This is a genomic window from Enterobacter sp. 120016 (genome assembly GCF_018383635.1).
Classification (GTDB): domain Bacteria; phylum Pseudomonadota; class Gammaproteobacteria; order Enterobacterales; family Enterobacteriaceae; genus Enterobacter; species Enterobacter asburiae_D.
Genome location: NZ_JAHAWC010000014.1, coordinates 12,452 through 28,254, shown reverse-complemented (window position 1 = coordinate 28,254; position 15,803 = coordinate 12,452). Strand labels below are relative to the sequence as shown.

Here is a 15,803-nt window from a genome sequence, read left to right as displayed (position 1 = left end):
ATCCCCAGAATGCCGCCGTTTGCCAAAAATCCGCTGGTAACACATTTGCATTGATCCATGACATGCTATGAATTAATATGCAAATAAAGTGAGTGAATATTCTCTGGAGGGTGTTTTGATTAAGTCAGCGCTATTGGTTCTGGAAGACGGAACCCAGTTTATCGGTCGGGCCATAGGGGCAACGGGTTCGGCGGTTGGGGAAGTCGTTTTCAATACTTCAATGACCGGTTATCAAGAAATCCTCACTGATCCTTCCTATTCTCGCCAAATCGTTACTCTTACTTATCCTCATATCGGCAATGTCGGCACCAATGCGGCTGACGAAGAATCTTCTCAGGTACATGCGCAAGGCCTGGTCATCCGCGACCTGCCGCTGATTGCCAGCAACTTCCGCAATACCGAAGACCTCTCTTCTTACCTGAAGCGCCATAACATCGTGGCGATTGCCGATATCGATACCCGTAAGTTAACGCGTCTGCTGCGCGAGAAGGGTGCACAGAACGGCTGCATCATCGCGGGTGATAACCTCGATGCGACGCTGGCGCTGGAAAAAGCGAAAGCCTTCCCGGGCCTGAACGGCATGGACCTGGCGAAAGAAGTGACGACCGCTGAAGCCTACAGCTGGACCCAGGGTAGCTGGACGCTGGAAGGCGACCTGCCGGAAGCGAAAAAAGAGAGCGAGCTGCCGTTCCACGTGGTGGCCTACGATTTCGGCGCCAAGCGCAACATCCTGCGCATGCTGGTTGACCGCGGCTGCCGCCTGACGGTGGTTCCGGCGCAAACGTCTGCCGAAGACGTGCTGAAGATGAATCCGGACGGTATTTTCCTGTCCAACGGCCCTGGCGACCCGGCGCCGTGCGATTACGCTATCGCCGCCATCAAGTCCTTCCTGGAAACCGACATCCCGGTATTCGGCATCTGCCTCGGCCATCAGCTGCTGGCGCTGGCGAGCGGTGCGAACACCGTTAAGATGAAGTTCGGCCACCACGGTGGCAACCACCCGGTGAAAGACATCGATAACAACACGGTGATGATCACCGCGCAGAACCACGGCTTTGCCGTCGATGAAGCCTCGATGCCGGCTAACCTGCGCGTGACCCATAAGTCGCTGTTCGATGGCACCCTGCAGGGGATTCATCGCACCGATAAGCCAGCATTCAGCTTCCAGGGGCACCCGGAAGCCAGCCCGGGCCCACACGACGCCGCGCCGCTGTTCGATCACTTCATCGAACTTATCGAGCAATACCGTAAGACCGCTAAATAATCAGGAGCCGAGAAGACAATGCCAAAACGTACAGATATAAAAAGCATCCTGATCCTTGGCGCTGGCCCGATCGTCATCGGCCAGGCCTGCGAATTCGACTACTCCGGCGCGCAGGCGTGTAAAGCCCTGCGTGAAGAGGGTTACCGCGTTATCCTGGTGAACTCTAACCCGGCAACCATCATGACCGACCCGGAAATGGCCGATGCAACCTACATCGAGCCGATTCACTGGGAAGTGGTGCGTAAAATCATCGAGAAAGAGCGTCCGGACGCGGTGCTGCCAACCATGGGCGGCCAGACGGCGCTGAACTGTGCGCTGGAGCTGGAGCGTCAGGGCGTGCTGGCCGAGTTCGGCGTGACCATGATTGGTGCGACCGCCGACGCGATTGATAAAGCAGAAGACCGTCGACGCTTCGACGTGGCGATGAAGAAAATCGGCCTCGACACCGCGCGTTCCGGTATCGCACACAACATGGAAGAAGCGCTGGCCGTCGCGGCTGACGTGGGCTATCCGTGCATCATCCGTCCATCGTTCACCATGGGCGGCACCGGCGGCGGCATCGCCTACAACCGAGAAGAGTTCGAAGAGATTTGCGAACGCGGTCTGGATCTCTCCCCAACCAAAGAGCTGCTGATTGATGAATCGCTGATTGGCTGGAAAGAGTACGAGATGGAAGTGGTGCGTGATAAAAACGACAACTGCATCATCGTCTGTTCTATCGAAAACTTCGATGCGATGGGTATCCACACCGGCGACTCCATCACCGTTGCGCCAGCCCAGACCCTGACCGACAAAGAGTATCAAATCATGCGTAACGCCTCGATGGCGGTACTGCGTGAAATCGGCGTGGAAACCGGCGGTTCTAACGTGCAGTTCTCCGTTAACCCGAAAACCGGCCGTCTGATTGTTATCGAAATGAACCCGCGCGTGTCCCGTTCCTCCGCGCTGGCCTCTAAAGCGACCGGCTTCCCGATTGCGAAAGTGGCGGCGAAGCTGGCGGTGGGTTACACCCTCGACGAGCTGATGAACGACATCACCGGTGGCCGCACGCCTGCGTCCTTCGAGCCGTCCATCGACTACGTTGTCACCAAAATTCCACGCTTCAACTTCGAGAAATTCGCAGGCGCGAACGACCGTCTGACTACCCAGATGAAATCTGTCGGTGAAGTGATGGCGATTGGCCGCACGCAGCAGGAATCCCTGCAGAAAGCGCTGCGCGGCCTCGAAGTGGGCGCGACCGGCTTCGACCCGAAAGTGAGCCTGGACGACCCGGAAGCGCTGACGAAAATTCGTCGCGAGCTGAAAGACGCGGGCGCAGAACGTATCTGGTACATCGCCGATGCCTTCCGTGCGGGCCTGTCCGTCGACGGCGTGTTCAACCTGACCAACATCGACCGCTGGTTCCTGGTGCAGATTGAAGAGCTGGTGCGTCTGGAAGAGCAGGTGGCTGAGCTGGGCATCACCGGCCTGGACGCTGACTTCCTGCGCGTGCTGAAGCGTAAAGGCTTCGCCGATGCGCGTCTGGCTAAGCTGGCGGGCGTGCGCGAAGCGGAAATCCGCAAGCTGCGCGACCAGTACGACCTGCACCCGGTCTACAAGCGCGTGGACACCTGTGCGGCTGAATTCTCGACCGACACCGCCTACATGTACTCCACCTATGAAGACGAGTGCGAAGCGAACCCGTCCGTCGACCGCGACAAGATTATGGTGCTGGGCGGCGGTCCAAACCGTATCGGCCAGGGCATCGAGTTCGACTACTGCTGCGTACACGCCTCCCTGGCGCTGCGTGAAGACGGTTACGAGACCATCATGGTCAACTGTAACCCGGAAACCGTATCGACCGACTACGACACCTCTGACCGCCTCTACTTCGAGCCGGTTACGCTGGAAGACGTGCTGGAAATCGTGCGCATCGAGAAGCCAAAAGGCGTTATCGTGCAGTACGGCGGCCAGACCCCGCTGAAGCTGGCGCGCGCGCTGGAAGCAGCAGGCGTGCCGGTTATTGGCACCAGCCCGGACGCGATTGACCGTGCGGAAGACCGCGAGCGTTTCCAGCAGGCGGTTGACCGTCTGAAGCTGAAACAGCCGGCGAACGCCACCGTCACCGCCATCGAAATGGCCGTTGAGAAGGCGAAAGAGATTGGCTACCCGCTGGTGGTGCGTCCTTCGTACGTGCTGGGCGGCCGCGCGATGGAAATCGTGTATGACGAAGCCGACCTGCGCCGCTACTTCCAGACCGCGGTAAGCGTCTCCAACGATGCGCCAGTGCTGCTCGACCGCTTCCTCGACGACGCGGTGGAAGTGGACGTTGACGCCATCTGCGACGGCGAAATGGTGCTGATTGGCGGCATCATGGAGCACATCGAGCAGGCGGGCGTGCACTCCGGTGACTCAGCCTGTTCTCTGCCTGCGTACACCCTGAGCCAGGAGATCCAGGACGTGATGCGCCAGCAGGTGCAGAAGCTGGCCTTCGAGCTGCAGGTTCGCGGTCTGATGAACGTCCAGTTCGCGGTGAAAGACAACGAAGTCTACCTGATTGAAGTGAACCCGCGTGCGGCGCGTACCGTACCGTTCGTCTCCAAAGCCACCGGCGTACCGCTGGCGAAAGTGGCGGCGCGCGTGATGGCGGGCCAGACGCTGGCGCAGCAGGGCGTGACCAAAGAGATCATTCCACCGTACTACTCGGTGAAAGAAGTGGTGCTGCCGTTCAACAAATTCCCGGGCGTTGACCCGCTGTTAGGGCCAGAAATGCGCTCTACCGGGGAAGTGATGGGCGTGGGCCGCACCTTCGCAGAAGCGTTTGCGAAGGCGCAGCTGGGCAGTAGCTCCACCATGAGAAAATCAGGCCGTGCGCTGCTCTCCGTTCGTGAAGGCGACAAAGAGCGCGTGGTTGACCTGGCCGCTAAGCTCCTGAAACAGGGCTTCGAGCTGGATGCAACCCACGGTACGGCGATTGTGCTGGGCGAAGCCGGCATCAACCCGCGTCTGGTGAACAAGGTGCATGAAGGTCGTCCGCACATTCAGGATCGTATCAAGAATGGCGAATACACCTACATCATCAACACCACCGCAGGCCGCCAGGCGATTGAAGACTCCAAGCTGATTCGCCGCAGCGCGCTGCAGTACAAAGTGCACTACGACACCACCCTGAACGGCGGTTTCGCAACGGCCATGGCGCTGAACGCGGATGCCACCGAGAAGGTGATTTCAGTGCAGGAAATGCACGCGCAGATTAGCAAGTAAGTCAAAATGCCCGGTGCCGTTCGGCTGCCGGGCATTCTCCCCATCTTCAGAACCTTCTGGTTTTTCATCCGCTTTCAGTCAGTTAGCCTAAAATGGTTAGGTCGATAACGAAATTCAACTGAGAGCAGGGGAAAACACCATGCAAAATAAATTACTGATCGCTTCCGTTCTGGCTGCCACGACAATGTTTACCGTTGCGGGCTGTTCGTCTAATCAGGCCGTAAAAACCACCGATGGCAAAACCATTGTCACCGACGGCAAACCGCAGGTGGATGACGATACCGGTCTGGTGTCGTACAAAAACGCCGAAACCGGTCAAACCGAGCAGATCAACCGTGACCAGGTGAAATCCATGGGCGAGCTGGATAACTAATTCAGAATTCTGACGTAAGCCCGTCAATAATATTCACTATTAGCCTGTTGAATTACTGACTACACTCTTTTGTTAAAAGAAAGCAGTAACAACAGGCTAATCAATGATTCTGATAATTTATGCCCATCCATATCCGCAGCACTCGCATGCGAATAAGCGGATGCTTGAGCAGGTAAGGACGCTTGATAACGTAGAGATACGTTCCCTCTATCAACTCTATCCCGATTTTAATATCGATATCGCCGCCGAGCAGGAGGCGCTTTCCCGTGCCGATCTGATTGTCTGGCAGCATCCCATGCAGTGGTACAGCACGCCCCCGCTCCTGAAGCTGTGGATTGATAAAGTCTTCTCCCACGGCTGGGCGTACGGCCACAACGGCAATGCGCTAAAAGGAAAAAGCCTGATGTGGGCGGTCACTACCGGCGGAGGGGAAAGTCACTTTGATATCGGTTCCTTCCCGGGTTTTGACGTCCTGGCGCAGCCGCTGCAGGCGACTGCGCTCTATTGCGGTCTGAACTGGCTCCCGCCGTTTGCGATGCACTGCACGTTCGTTTGCGATGATGAAACGCTGCAGGCGCAGGCTCGCCATTATAAACAACGCTTACTTGAGTGGCAGGAGGCGCACCATGGATAGCCATACGCTGATACAGGCGCTGATTTACCTCGGCGCGGCGGCGCTGATTGTGCCCGTGGCGGTACGCCTGGGGCTGGGCTCTGTTCTCGGCTACCTGATTGCGGGCTGCGTTATTGGGCCGTGGGGCTTTCGTTTAGTCACCGATGCCGAAGCGATACTGCATTTCGCTGAAATTGGCGTGGTGCTGATGCTGTTTGTGATTGGCCTGGAGCTTGACCCGCAGCGGCTGTGGAAGCTTCGCGCCTCGGTATTTGGCGGTGGGGCACTGCAGATGGTGGCCTGCGGCCTGCTGTTGGGCGGGTTCTGCATCCTGTTGGGTATGGACTGGAAAGTGGCAGAGCTCATCGGCATGACGCTGGCGCTCTCCTCAACGGCCATTGCCATGCAGGCGATGAACGAGCGAAATCTGACGGTATCCCAGATGGGACGCAGCGCGTTCTCGGTGCTTCTGTTCCAGGACATTGCCGCTATCCCGCTGGTGGCGATGATCCCGCTGCTGGCGGCCAGCGGTTCCTCTACCACGCTGGGCGCTTTCGCGCTGTCGGCACTGAAGGTGGCGGGCGCACTGGCGCTGGTGGTGCTGCTTGGCCGCTACGTGACCCGCCCGCTGTTGAGGTTTGTTGCCCGTTCTGGCCTGCGCGAAGTGTTCAGCGCCGTGGCGCTGTTCCTGGTGTTTGGCTTCGGTCTGCTGCTGGAAGAGGCTGGGCTGTCGATGGCGATGGGGGCGTTCCTCGCAGGCGTTCTGCTGGCGAGCTCTGAATACCGTCACGCGCTGGAAAGCGATATCGAGCCGTTCAAAGGGTTGCTGCTGGGGCTGTTTTTCATCGGCGTCGGGATGTCCGTCGACTTCGGCACGCTGGTGACGCACCCGCTGCGGATCGTCGTCCTGCTCGTCGGCTTCCTGGTCATTAAAATGGTGATGCTGTGGCTGATTGCGCGTCCATTGAACGTGCCGGGCAGGCAGCGCCGCTGGTTTGCCGTGCTGCTGGGGCAGGGGAGTGAATTTGCGTTCGTGGTCTTTGGCGCCGCGCAGATGGCTAACGTGCTCGATCCCGAGTGGGCGAAAGCGCTGACGCTGGCGGTCGCACTGTCGATGGCGGCGACGCCTGTGCTGCTGGTGATGCTGACGCGCCTGGAAAAATCGGACAGCGAGCAGGAGCGCGAAGCCGATGAGATTGACGAGGAGCAGCCGCGCGTCATCATCGCCGGATTTGGTCGCTACGGGCAGATCGTCGGCCGCTTACTGCTGTCGAGCGGAGTGAAGATGGTTATCCTCGATCACGATCCCGACCATGTCGATACCCTGCGTAAATTCGATATGAAGGTATTCTACGGGGATGCGACTCGTGTCGATCTGCTGGAATCCGCCGGGGCGGCAAAAGCCGAGGTATTGATTAACGCCATTGACGATCCGGAAACCAGCATGCAGATGGTGGAGATGGTAAAAGAACATTTCCCGGCGCTGACCATTATTTCCCGCGCGCGCGATGTGGATCACTACATCCGGCTGCGGCAGGCGGGCGTAGACGCGCCGGAGCGTGAAACGTTTGAAGGTGCGCTGAAGTCTGGCCGTATGGCGCTGGAAAACCTGGGGCTCGGCGCGTATGAAGCGCGCGAGCGGGCGGACCTGTTCCGCCGCTTTAATACCGAGATGGTTGAAGAGATGGCGGCGATGGCCGGCAGTACGGCCACCGAGCGCGCGGCGGTGTTTAAACGCACCAGCGCGATGCTGACGGAAATCATTAACGAGGACCGTAACCACCTGTCGCTTACCCAGCGCCATGGCTGGCAGGGCACGGAAGAGGGCAAGCATACCGGCGATCCGGCTGACGAGCCCGAGAGTAAACCTTCCGCGTGAAGTGGAGTTGCCAGCAATATTAAAAAATTTCTTTATCTTTACCCTGCCGCCAGTCGACGAAAGATTAAGCTTTCCGTATAGTGGCGGCAATTTTTTGCATCCGGGAAATTTTCAATGATCAGTCTGATTGCAGCGCTGGCGGTGGACCGCGTTATCGGTATGGAAAATGCCATGCCGTGGAACCTGCCTGCCGATCTCGCATGGTTTAAACGTACTACGTTAAACAAGCCGGTAGTGATGGGCCGCCTGACCTGGGAGTCGATTGGTCGTCCATTGCCGGGCCGTAAGAATATCGTTATCAGCAGCCAGCCGGGCACTGACGATCGCGTCGAATGGGTAAAATCAGTAGACGAGGCGATTGCTGCATGCGGCAATGCCGAAGAGATCATGGTGATTGGCGGTGGGCGCGTGTACGAGCAGTTCCTGCCAAAAGCGCAGAAGCTGTATCTGACCCACATTGATGCAGAAGTGGAAGGGGATACCCATTTCCCGGACTACGATCCGGACGAGTGGGAATCGGTATTCAGCGAATTCCACGACGCGGATGCACAGAACTCCCACAGCTACTGCTTCGAGATTCTGGAACGTCGTTAAGTGATTGTCCCTCTCCCGGCCGGGAGAGGGAATAGCGTATCAGGAGGCAACGGCCTCACTTTCTCCTAAGTCCAGCTGTCGGTTGGACGGCTGCACAAAGTAAGCTTTATCTTCCCAGCGTAAGCAGGTTAACTCTCCGCCCCAGCAGCATCCGGTATCCAGACCGTAAATCCCTTCCGGTGTTCCTTTTCCTTCCAGCGCAGCCCAGTGACCAAATACCACGCTGTACTCGCTGGTCACCGGTCCCGGAATGGCAAACCACGGTTTCAGCGGGGCGGGCGCACTTTCCGGCGTCTCTTTGGAATACATGTCGAGCTGCCCGTTCGGGAAGCAGAAACGCATGCGGGTGAACGCGTTGGTGATGAAGCGCAGGCGTGCCAGACCGCTGAGTTCTTCGCTCCAGTGGTTCGGCATATCGCCGTACATGGCATCGAGGAAGAAAGGATAGGAGTCGCTCGCCAGCACCGCCTCAACGTCACGCGCGCAGGTTTTCGCCGTCTCAAGATCCCATTGTGGCGTGATCCCGGCATGCGCCATGACCAGCTTTTTCTCTTCGTCGATCTGCAGCAGGGGCTGACGGCGCAGCCAGTTAATCAGATCGTCCGCGTCCGGCGCTTCCAGCAGTGGGGTGAGGCGATCTTTAGTTTTGTTGCGGCTGATCCCGGCGAAAACCGCCAGCAGATGCAGATCGTGATTACCCAGCACCATGCGCACGCTGTCGCCCAGCGATTTGACGAAACGTAATACTTCAAGGGAGCCGGGGCCACGCGCGACTAAATCGCCCGTCAGCCAGAGCGTGTCCTGACCTGGCGTAAAGTCGACCTGTTTTAATAATGCGATCAGTTCATCGTAGCAACCGTGAACGTCGCCAATCAGATATGTAGACATTAGATTAATGAATGAATGTGGTTACGGCGAGACGGAACACAGGAATGGCAACGCGGAATCCATTGCCATCGACGTCGACCATTTCATAATGGCCTTGCATGGTACCCATCGGCGTTTCAATCACCGCGCCGCTGGTGTACTGGTACTCTTCGCCAGGGGCGATGTGGGGCTGTTCACCGACCACACCTTCGCCCTGAACTTCGATTTCGCGGCCATTGCCGTTAGTGATAAGCCAGTAGCGCCCGCGCAGCTGCACGGGCATCCGCCCCAGATTGCGAATGGTCACGGTGTAAGCGAAAACAAAACGTTCTTCGTCCGGGGAGGACTGTGATTCAACATAGACGCTTTGTACATGGACACATACGCGGGGCGAATCAATCATGGCTTAACTCTCCTTCGGCGGCGCATTATCGCTGATGTAATTAGCCAGCTTGCAGTACTGCTCTACGGAAATGTTCTCCGCACGCATTGCCGGGTCGATCCCCAGCTCGGCTAATACCTCAACGGTAAACGAATTGCTCAGGCTGTTACGGATCGTTTTACGGCGCTGGTTAAAGGCTTCTGTGGTAATGCGGCTCAGTACGCGCAGATCTTTAACCGGATACGGTTTCGTTTTGTGCGGCACAAGGCGCACAACCGCTGAATCCACTTTCGGTGGTGGTGTGAACGCTGACGGCGGTACTTCGAGTACCGGGATCACGTTGCAGTAATATTGTGCCATCACGCTTAAACGACCATACGCTTTACTGTTCGGGCCTGCAACCAGACGGTTAACAACCTCTTTTTGCAACATGAAGTGCATGTCGGCAATGGCATCAGTATAGCTAAAGAGGTGGAACATGAGCGGCGTGGAGATGTTGTACGGCAGGTTGCCGAAGACGCGCAGCGGCTGGCCCATTTTTTCCGACAGCTCGCCAAAGTTCATGGTCATGGCGTCCTGCTGATAGATGGTCAGCTTCGGCCCGAGGAACGGGTGCGTTTGCAGGCGTGCGGCCAGATCGCGGTCCAGTTCGATGACGGTCAGCTCGTCGAGGCGTTCGCCTACCGGCTCGGTCAGCGCGGCAAGGCCCGGGCCGATTTCGACCATCGCCTGACCTTTTTGCGGATTAATAGCCGAGACAATGCTTTCGATCACGAACTGATCGTTAAGGAAGTTTTGCCCGAAACGTTTACGGGCTAAGTGGCCCTGATGGACTCGATTAGTCATTGAGTATTAACAATCATTTTGATGGCGAGATTAAGCGCCGTAATAAAACTGCCGACATCCGCTTTCCCCTGGCCTGCCAGATCCAGCGCAGTACCGTGGTCAACGGACGTTCGAATAAAGGGTAAACCGAGGGTGATATTCACCCCGCGGCCAAAGCCCTGGTATTTTAGCACGGGCAGGCCCTGATCGTGGTACATCGCGAGCACGGCGTCGGCATTATCCAGGTATTTCGGCTGGAAAAGGGTATCCGCAGGCAGCGGCCCGCTGAGATTCATCCCTGTCGCCCGCATTTCATTGAGCACCGGAATAATGGTGTCGATCTCTTCGGTGCCCATGTGCCCGCCTTCTCCGGCGTGCGGATTCAGGCCGCAGACCAGCACGTGCGGCTGCGGAATCCCGAATTTTGTCTGCAGATCGTGGTGCAAAATCCCGATGATCTCGCGCAGGAGTTCAGGGGTGATCGCATCAGGAATGGCTTTGATCGGCAGATGGGTTGTCACCAGCGCAACGCGCATCTCCTCCGTCGCCAGCATCATCACCACTTTCGGGCTGTGCGAGCGCTCTTCGAAGAACTCCGTATGCCCGGTAAACGGTATGCCCGCTTCGTTGATGACGCCTTTGTGGACGGGGCCGGTAATCAGGGCGGCAAATTCGCCCTTCAGGCAACCGTCGCAGGCGCGCGCAAGGGTTTCAACGACATAATGACCGTTTTCCGTGCTGAGCTGGCCCGGGATGACCGGCGTACGAAGGGGAACTGAAAGAAGGGTGAGCGTACCGGCTTGCTGCGGTGCAGGCTGTTGGCCTTCAACGTAGGGGATGAGCGTTAAAGGCAGACCGAGCAGCGTTGCCCGGTCTTGTAACAGTGTTGCATCGGCGCAGACAACCAGTTCTACCGGCCAGCTGCGCTGGGCGAGCTGGACAACGAGGTCAGGCCCAATCCCGGCGGGTTCGCCGGGCGTGATAACAACACGATGCTGTTTCATTAGTTACTCAGAACTTTCACGTAAGCACTGGCGCGTTGTTCCTGCATCCAGGTTGCTGCTTCTTCAGAGAACTTACGGTTAAACAGCATACGATAGGCTCTGTCTTTCTGTGCCGCATCCGTTTTATCAACGTTACGGGTGTCCATCAGCTCGATCAGATGCCAGCCAAACGAAGAGTGGACCGGCGTGCTGATCTGGCCTTTGTTCAGCTTCATCAAGGCGTCACGGAAGGCAGGATCGTAAATATCCGCAGCCGCCCAGCCCAGATCGCCGCCCTGGTTAGCAGAGCCTGGATCCTGAGAGAACTCTTTTGCTGCCTTCGCAAACGAGGTTTTGCCGCTCTTAATGTCTGCTGCGATCTGTTCCAGCTTCGCACGCGCCTGATCGTCAGTCATGATCGGTGACGGTTTCAGAAGAATGTGGCGAGCGTGAACTTCGGTGACGGAGATATTTTGGCTCTGGCCGCGCAGATCGTTCACCTTCAGAATGTGGAAGCCCACGCCTGAACGGATAGGACCGACGATATCCCCTTTCTTCGCCGTGCTCAGCGCCTGGGCAAAGATGGATGGCAGCTCCTGAATACGTCCCCAGCCCATCTGGCCGCCTTTCAGCGCCTGTTGGTCAGCGGAGTAGGTGATTGCCAGCTTGCCAAAGTCGCCGCCGTTACGCGCCTGTTCAACGATAGAACGCGCCTGGCTTTCTGCTTCCGCAGCCTGATCTGACGTTGGGTTCTCTGGCAGTGGGATCAGAATGTGGCTCAGGTTCAGCTCTGTGCTCGCATCGTTCTGGTTACCCACCTGTTTAGCCAGCGCGTCCACTTCCTGAGGCAGGATCGTGACGCGGCGACGCACTTCGTTGTTACGCACTTCCGAAATCAGCATCTCTTTACGGATCTGGTTACGGTAGGTGGCGTAGCTGATGCCGTCATAGGCCAGACGGCTGCGCATCTGGTCTAAAGACATATTGTTCTGCTTCGCGATGTTAGCGATCGCCTGATCGAGCTGCTCGTCAGTGACCTTCACACCCATTTTCTGCCCCATCTGCAGAACGATCTGATCCATGATCAGACGCTCCAGGATCTGGTGGCGCAGCGTGGCGTCATCCGGAAGCTGTTGACCGGCTTCGCCCGAATTGAGCTTCACCGATTTCATCAGACCGTCAACGTCACTTTCAAGCACGACGCCGTTGTTAACCACAGCAGCGACTTTATCAACAACCTGGGGGGCCGCGAAGCTGGTATTCGCAACCATAGCGACACCGAGCAGCAGCGTTTTCCAGTTCTTCATACTTTTTCCATTTCAATTAACCGCAAAGCGGATTACGTTGCAAATCAAGCACATTACAAGGCGCTACTGTACGGCAGAATATTCGAGCGCAGCATTTTCTGCGTACCCAGACCGTAGTTGGAACTCAGGCCACGTAACTCGAAGTTAAAGCCAATCACGTTATCGTATTTGCTCTGATTGTTTTCCCAGCCGTTAAGCTTACGTTCGTAACCGACACGCAGCGCGTAACAGCAGGAGTTATATTGCAGACCTACCATCTGGTCAGCAGCTTTATTGGCGTTAGTGTCGAAGTAGTACGCGCCTACGATTGACCAGCGGTCGGCGATTGGCCAACTCGCTGCGCCACCCACCTGCGAAATACCGTCTTTATACTGCTCTGCAGTACCATAGTTTGGTAACGTCGCCTGAATATATTCCGGGCTGGCATAACGATAGGTCAACTGCAACATACGATCTTCATCCCGACGATACTCAATGGACGCCGTACTGTTGGCGATATTGTCGAGACGGGTGTCATATTGCACGCCACCGCGCAGACCCCAACGATCGGTCATGCGCCAGTAGGTATCACCAGCCCAAATCAGCGAACCTGTCTTGTTATCTTTCTCCCACTTAATATTGTCATCGCCCGTGCGAGACTCGGTGAAATAGTAGATTTGACCAACAGAAACGTTAAAACGTTCAACGGCAGCGTCATCATAAACGCGCGATGTGACCCCGGTCGTTAACTGGTTCGCTGAGGCGATGCGGTCAAGACCACCGTAGGTACGGTCGCGGAACAGGCCGCTGTAGTCAGATTGCAGTAACGAGGAGTCGTAGTTATTGATGTTGCTCTGGTCGCGATAAGGCACGTACAGGTACTGCATACGTGGCTCAAGCGTCTGGGTATAGCCATCCGCCAGAAGTTCCATATTGCGTTCGAAGATCAGCTTACCGTCCATTTTGAACTGCGGAAGCGTACGGTTTACGGATTCCTCAAGATGGGCGTTATTGCTGGTATTGTAATCATCAATATTTTTTTGCTGATAGTGTGTCGCCATCAGCTTGGCTTCCGTGTTCAGGCTTGCCCAGTCATTCGACCATGGCAAGTTGATGACGGGCTCCAGGTGAACTCGGGTGGCTTCCGGCATACTGGAATTGGTGTTTACAAAATGCACCGCCTGACCATAAATACGGGTGTCGAACGGACCCACGTCATTCTGGTACCAGTTAACGTCCAGCTGCGGCTCGGCACCATAGGTACTCGCGGTCTGGCTGGAGAACACCTGGAACTGCTTGTTGGTTACCGTCGCATCGAAGTTCTGCACCGCATAGCCAACGCTGAAGATCTGTGTGGCGTAACCGTCGGTGCTTGAACCGTATTTTGACGAGAAATCGTTGAAGTAGTTCGGGTCACTGACCTTGGTGTAGTTGACGTTGAAACGCCAGACCTGATCCATCACCCCAGAATGCTGCCAGAAATACATCCAGCGGTGCTTGTCGCCTTCAGTCGGATGCTCGTCCTGGAAGACTTTATCCGACGGCAGATAATCCAGCTCCATCAGACCCGCACCGGCGTGGGTCAGATAGCGGAACTCGTTCTCCCACATGATGTTGCCGCGCTTGTGGATATAGTGCGGCGTGATCGTCGCATCCATGTTTGGCGCGATGTTCCAGTAATACGGCAGTTGGAACTCAAAGTAGTTCGTGGTGCTGTATTTGGCATTCGGGATCAGGAAACCGGAGCGACGTTTGTCACCCACGGGAAGCTGCAGATAAGGGCTGTAAAATATCGGCACCGGACCCAGCTTGAAGCGGGCGTTCCAGATCTCTGCGACCTGTTCTTCGCGGTCATGGATAACCTCGCTCCCGACCACGCTCCAGGTATTCGAACCCGGCAGACATGACGTGAACGTACCGTTTTCCAGGATCGTATAGCGGTTTTCACCGCGCTGTTTCATCAGGTCCGCGTCACCGCGCCCCTGGCGACCCACCATCTGGTAATCACCTTCCCAGACGTTAGTATCTTTCGTATTCAGGTTTGACCAGGCTTTCGGACCTTTCAGGATGACCTGATTGTCGTCGTAGTGCACATTACCCAGCGCATCCACCGTTCGTACCGGCTCGGCCGCACCTTCCGGCTGCTTCTGGTGCAACTGCACTTCATCTGCCTGCAGGCGGCTATTACCCTGGTTAATATCAACATTGCCCGTAAACGTGGCATTGTCAGGGTAAGTCCCTTTCGAACTGTCGGCAGTAATGGTTACCGGCAAGCTATTTGTATCGCCACTCACCAGTGGGCGATTATAACTTGGGACGCCAAGCATACACTGCGAGGCGAGATCGGCCGCCAGCCCCTGTTGACTGTACAGGGCGGTGCCAATCATTGTGGCCAGGAGGGTGGGGATACGTTTTTTCATACGTTGTATTTTATTGTTCCGTCATCAGTGGCTACGGCTTACAAACGCTCAGAGACTATCTTACTCATCTGCGCAGTACCAGCGTTAATCCTGCCCGTTTGCGTGCCAGAGTGTTAGGCTCGCTATCGAATGACGAGTATGATAAAGCAAATTATAGGCGATGTCCTTCAATTGACCGTGACTTGAACACAGTGATGATGACGTTGCGTCGGCCAGGAATATGACTATCCGGGGAGTATATGCAGTATTGGGGTAAAATAATCGGCGTTGCGTTCGCCATCATCATGGGTGCCGGGTTCTGGGGGATTGTGCTTGGGCTTATTATCGGCCATATGTTTGATAAGGCGCGCAGCCGCAAAATGGCCTGGTTTGCCAATCAGCGCGAGCGTCAGTCACTCTTTTTCTCCACCACCTTTGAGGTGATGGGGCACTTAACCAAATCCAAAGGGCGTGTCACAGAAGCCGACATTCAGATTGCCAGCGTCTTTATGGATCGCATGAACCTGCACGGCGACTCCCGTCTGGCAGCGCAAAATGCGTTTCGCATCGGTAAATCGGATAATTATCCGCTTCGCGAGAAAATGCGTCAGTTCCGCAGCATCTGTTTTGGACGTTTTGATTTAATTCGGATGTTTCTGGAAATTCAAATCCAGGCGGCCTTCGCCGACGGTTCGCTTCACCCTAATGAACGTGATGTGCTGTACGTCATTGCGGAAGAGCTGGGCATCTCCCGCATGCAGTTCGACCAGTTCCTGCGCATGATGCAGGGCGGGGCGCAGTTTGGCGGCGGCTATCACCAGCAGTCGTCCGGCGGAGCCTGGCAGCAGGCGCAGCGTGGTCCGACGCTGGAAGATGCCTGCAACGTGCTTGGCGTAAAGCCCTCTGACGATCAGACCACGATTAAACGTGCCTATCGTAAGCTCATGAGCGAGCATCATCCGGACAAACTGGTCGCGAAAGGCCTACCGCCAGAAATGATGGAGATGGCGAAGCAAAAAGCGCAGGAAATCCAGAAGGCGTACGAGCTCATCAAAGAGAAGAAAGGTTTCAAATAAGAAAAAGCCCGACGGTGTC

At 56.3% G+C, this 15,803-nt stretch carries 13 protein-coding genes; 7 read left to right on the top strand and 6 right to left on the bottom strand.

Annotated elements, in window-relative coordinates; all coding sequences use genetic code 11:
• Positions 1-115: 115 nt before the first annotated feature.
• The 6 genes from carA (at position 116) to folA (ending at position 7,966) form a co-directional block, all read left to right on the top strand.
• On the top strand, positions 116-1,264 hold the full coding sequence (gene carA, locus KIF87_RS17690) for a glutamine-hydrolyzing carbamoyl-phosphate synthase small subunit (RefSeq protein WP_010427050.1): 1,149 nt from the start codon (positions 116-118) through the stop codon (positions 1,262-1,264).
• An 18-nt stretch (positions 1,265-1,282) separates the two neighbouring features.
• Positions 1,283-4,507 carry a carbamoyl-phosphate synthase large subunit gene (carB, locus tag KIF87_RS17685; RefSeq protein WP_024907428.1) on the top strand — a complete coding sequence of 1,075 codons (3,225 nt, stop codon included), beginning with the start codon at positions 1,283-1,285 and terminating at the stop codon, positions 4,505-4,507.
• Positions 4,508-4,646: 139 nt separating this feature from the next.
• Positions 4,647-4,880 (top strand): YgdI/YgdR family lipoprotein, encoded by a 234-nt coding sequence (locus KIF87_RS17680; RefSeq protein WP_023310357.1) that lies wholly within the window; start codon positions 4,647-4,649, stop codon positions 4,878-4,880.
• A 103-nt stretch (positions 4,881-4,983) separates the two neighbouring features.
• The gene (gene kefF / locus KIF87_RS17675; RefSeq protein ID WP_193940870.1) at positions 4,984-5,514 is read left to right on the top strand and encodes a glutathione-regulated potassium-efflux system oxidoreductase KefF; all 531 of its coding nucleotides are present in this window, start codon (positions 4,984-4,986) and stop codon (positions 5,512-5,514) included.
• Complete coding sequence (gene kefC, locus KIF87_RS17670; protein ID WP_213329868.1) at positions 5,507-7,372, top strand: glutathione-regulated potassium-efflux system protein KefC; 1,866 nt, start codon at positions 5,507-5,509, stop codon at positions 7,370-7,372. Before kefF ends, kefC begins: the two co-directional genes overlap by 8 nt.
• Before the next feature lie 114 nt (positions 7,373-7,486).
• Complete coding sequence (gene folA / locus KIF87_RS17665) at positions 7,487-7,966, top strand: type 3 dihydrofolate reductase (protein WP_008502023.1); 480 nt, start codon at positions 7,487-7,489, stop codon at positions 7,964-7,966.
• Positions 7,967-8,005: 39 nt separating this feature from the next.
• On the opposite strand, the gene apaH is transcribed toward folA, so the two are convergent.
• The 6 genes from apaH to lptD are packed head-to-tail and all read right to left on the bottom strand — an operon-like array spanning position 8,006 to position 14,729.
• On the bottom strand, positions 8,006-8,854 hold the full coding sequence (gene apaH / locus KIF87_RS17660; protein WP_213329867.1) for a bis(5'-nucleosyl)-tetraphosphatase (symmetrical) ApaH: 849 nt from the start codon (positions 8,852-8,854) through the stop codon (positions 8,006-8,008).
• Between the two features lie 4 nt (positions 8,855-8,858).
• A complete protein-coding gene (gene apaG / locus KIF87_RS17655) occupies positions 8,859-9,236 on the bottom strand; it encodes a Co2+/Mg2+ efflux facilitator ApaG/CorD (protein ID WP_089599206.1) in 378 nt (125 codons plus the stop codon).
• Positions 9,237-9,239: 3 nt separating this feature from the next.
• On the bottom strand, positions 9,240-10,061 hold the full coding sequence (rsmA, locus tag KIF87_RS17650) for a 16S rRNA (adenine(1518)-N(6)/adenine(1519)-N(6))-dimethyltransferase RsmA (protein WP_023310362.1): 822 nt from the start codon (positions 10,059-10,061) through the stop codon (positions 9,240-9,242).
• Positions 10,058-11,044, bottom strand: coding sequence for a 4-hydroxythreonine-4-phosphate dehydrogenase PdxA (gene pdxA / locus KIF87_RS17645; protein ID WP_213329866.1), 987 nt, complete (start codon positions 11,042-11,044; stop codon positions 10,058-10,060). Before pdxA ends, rsmA begins: the two co-directional genes overlap by 4 nt.
• Positions 11,044-12,330 (bottom strand): peptidylprolyl isomerase SurA, encoded by a 1,287-nt coding sequence (gene surA, locus KIF87_RS17640; RefSeq protein ID WP_063143323.1) that lies wholly within the window; start codon positions 12,328-12,330, stop codon positions 11,044-11,046. The genes pdxA and surA overlap by 1 nt, the downstream gene beginning before the upstream one ends.
• A 53-nt stretch (positions 12,331-12,383) precedes the next feature.
• Entirely contained in the window at positions 12,384-14,729 is a 2,346-nt protein-coding gene (lptD, locus tag KIF87_RS17635; protein ID WP_213329865.1) for an LPS assembly protein LptD, read from the bottom strand.
• Between the two features lie 239 nt (positions 14,730-14,968).
• Between lptD and djlA the strand changes: the two genes are divergently transcribed.
• A complete protein-coding gene (gene djlA / locus KIF87_RS17630; RefSeq protein ID WP_023310366.1) occupies positions 14,969-15,784 on the top strand; it encodes a co-chaperone DjlA in 816 nt (271 codons plus the stop codon).
• The last annotated feature ends 19 nt before the right edge of the window (positions 15,785-15,803 follow it).

Excerpts from the sequence above, each read along its gene's own strand:
- rsmA (WP_023310362.1), bottom strand. The coding sequence starts at position 10,061 with ATGACTAATCGAGTCCATCAGGGCCACTTAGCCCGTAAACGTTTCGGG.
- djlA (WP_023310366.1), top strand. The coding sequence starts at position 14,969 with ATGCAGTATTGGGGTAAAATAATCGGCGTTGCGTTCGCCATCATCATG.
- pdxA (WP_213329866.1), bottom strand. The coding sequence starts at position 11,044 with ATGAAACAGCATCGTGTTGTTATCACGCCCGGCGAACCCGCCGGGATT.
- kefF (WP_193940870.1), top strand. The coding sequence starts at position 4,984 with ATGATTCTGATAATTTATGCCCATCCATATCCGCAGCACTCGCATGCG.
- lptD (WP_213329865.1), bottom strand. The coding sequence starts at position 14,729 with ATGAAAAAACGTATCCCCACCCTCCTGGCCACAATGATTGGCACCGCC.
- carB (WP_024907428.1), top strand. The coding sequence starts at position 1,283 with ATGCCAAAACGTACAGATATAAAAAGCATCCTGATCCTTGGCGCTGGC.
- kefC (WP_213329868.1), top strand. The coding sequence starts at position 5,507 with ATGGATAGCCATACGCTGATACAGGCGCTGATTTACCTCGGCGCGGCG.
- apaH (WP_213329867.1), bottom strand. The coding sequence starts at position 8,854 with ATGTCTACATATCTGATTGGCGACGTTCACGGTTGCTACGATGAACTG.
- KIF87_RS17680 (WP_023310357.1), top strand. The coding sequence starts at position 4,647 with ATGCAAAATAAATTACTGATCGCTTCCGTTCTGGCTGCCACGACAATG.
- surA (WP_063143323.1), bottom strand. The coding sequence starts at position 12,330 with ATGAAGAACTGGAAAACGCTGCTGCTCGGTGTCGCTATGGTTGCGAAT.
- folA (WP_008502023.1), top strand. The coding sequence starts at position 7,487 with ATGATCAGTCTGATTGCAGCGCTGGCGGTGGACCGCGTTATCGGTATG.
- apaG (WP_089599206.1), bottom strand. The coding sequence starts at position 9,236 with ATGATTGATTCGCCCCGCGTATGTGTCCATGTACAAAGCGTCTATGTT.